Source organism: Rhodovulum viride (assembly GCF_003265965.1).
Classification (GTDB): domain Bacteria; phylum Pseudomonadota; class Alphaproteobacteria; order Rhodobacterales; family Rhodobacteraceae; genus Rhodovulum; species Rhodovulum kholense.
Genome location: NZ_MUAV01000073.1, coordinates 1 through 1,931 on the forward strand (window position 1 = coordinate 1; position 1,931 = coordinate 1,931).

1 protein-coding gene is annotated in these 1,931 nt (G+C 61.7%); it reads left to right on the forward strand.

Annotated elements, in window-relative coordinates:
• Positions 1 to 296: 296 nt before the first annotated feature.
• Positions 297 to 1,112 carry a hypothetical protein gene (locus BYZ73_RS20885; RefSeq protein ID WP_181498147.1) on the forward strand — a complete coding sequence of 272 codons (816 nt, stop codon included), beginning with the start codon at positions 297 to 299 and terminating at the stop codon, positions 1,110 to 1,112.
• The last annotated feature ends 819 nt before the right edge of the window (positions 1,113 to 1,931 follow it).

A 1,931-nucleotide genomic window follows, 5' to 3' on the forward strand; every position in this document is an offset into this window, starting at 1 on the left:
GCGGGCGGGCTTGGGCTTGCTCATGCCGCTCGTCTAACCGCATGGATTTCCGATGTGAATCCTTCACCGCCCAAGTTCTGCAACAACACCGGGGCGGACAAACCGCGCAGCTCCCTCCGGCCTCCTACTACCTGAAGCTGACGGCCCTCTCCGGGCATTCACGAGGCTGGCCTGCGCTGCGCCGCAGCTTCCCCAAACTGGCCTTTCGTAGCATCTTGAGCGAATGAAAAGGCGGACGATATACGGGAAGGCTGGAATGTCCTGCAAAACAGGGCAGCGAAAGCGGTTCCCGAAGGATGGTTCTGATGTCGGTGCTGCGTAATCTCTGGTCGGTGCGCCTGGTACTGGGATCTGCACCGGAATGCTGGGACGGAAAACTGCGCAGCGCGGCTCTTCTGGGCGCGGTCCTGTTCGGGGTTTTCTACTTTGCCGCGCTGCTTCAGCTCACCGACCCGCTCGACCTGTTCCGGCCCGAGGCCGTTTCCTGGCGCGCCTGGGTCAGTTGGGCCGCGATCTGTCTGCCCGCTACGATTTTCCTTTCCAGTTGGCTGCTTGTCGTCTTGCGTCGCGCTGTCGGCTACATCGTCTTTTCCGTCTCGATGATCTATCTCGGCCCTATGGTAACCGCAGTCGCGATTTCGCTGGTGGCCTTCGAGACGATGCGGATGGCACTGGGAACGGCGGCCTTGATCTGCATCTCGCTGGCCGCCCTTTCGCTTGCGGTCTGGAATGCCAGACATGATCGCATGGTGGTCCTGGCGCAGGAACGAATAGGAACCGCGGAAGGTGTGCCGTATTTGCGGCCGGTCTCTTTGGCCGCCGAACCGGTCGACCTGCTGCCGCCGCCCAATCTTGCCGTCACCTTTCTGGAATACGGCATGGTCGTCCTGATTCTGGTCTTCGGCTCCGGCTTCTGGATCGCCGCGATCACCGACGACCTGTCCGAGCAAGGGCTGGCCTCGTCGCTGATCTGGTTTGCTATGGTCGCGCTCTTCCTTGCCTCGCGGCGATCAGTTGCGCGCACCCTGCTGTTGGCCAGGGCAATGGCGCTTTACACGCCTGCGGCCGGCAGGCCTGCTGCCGGTTGCCTAGACACGAGGATAAGATCGTGACCACGGCACCGGAGGCAGCAGATGAAGAGCCGGACCTTCGCAAGATCTAGGTCGTGAGGCTGGTGCAGGCTTGCGGCTAGGTTGCGCTTCGCTGCCGTTCGTTCAGGACGCAGCGAAGGTCGGCTCTCCCGCCCAGAATTCCGAATCTCAGGCCCGCGCGCTCTGTGGTGTGGTGAAGGTCCAGTTCGGGGAAGCTCGGCCGATGCCGCAGAACGGCCCCGAACATCCGCTCCCCGCCCAGACTTCCGAGATCCGGCCGACTCGGCGTCGAAGCGCGGTGAAGGTCCGCTTTGGGGAAGCCCGACCGATGCCTCGGAACGGGGCCGAACGGCCGCTCCACGCCCCTAGCGACGGCGATGAACTGATTGACGCGCTCGGCCGAGGCTGTGTGAAAACGCCAATTTCGAGAATCTGGCGGGAACAGTTTTCTCAGCGGCCTGTGTGGCGGCCGGAGCCAGAACGAAATACTTCCGTTGTTCCTTTGGGAAAACCTCGTTTCGGCATCGACGATGCCTGTCCGAGTTTTCACACAGCCTCGACCCACACAGGTCATTCATGCCAGGCGCAGCGGATGAGCGGTGTCATTCCAATCGGTGTTTCGGGAAGCCCGAAGGCCGTAGGTCCGAAACTCTCGCTGATCACTGCGGTTGCGCAGTCCATCATCAAAGCGCCTGATCATGACACAGGCTGCAAAGCAGCGTTAAACTACATGGCAGGGCGCCGGGGCGTTGTTGCGCAAATCTAGGGGATTCATCTCGTGAATCCAGCATGCTAGCCGGGCAGCATGAGCAGACCTCCGAAGCCGACCTGCAAGACGAT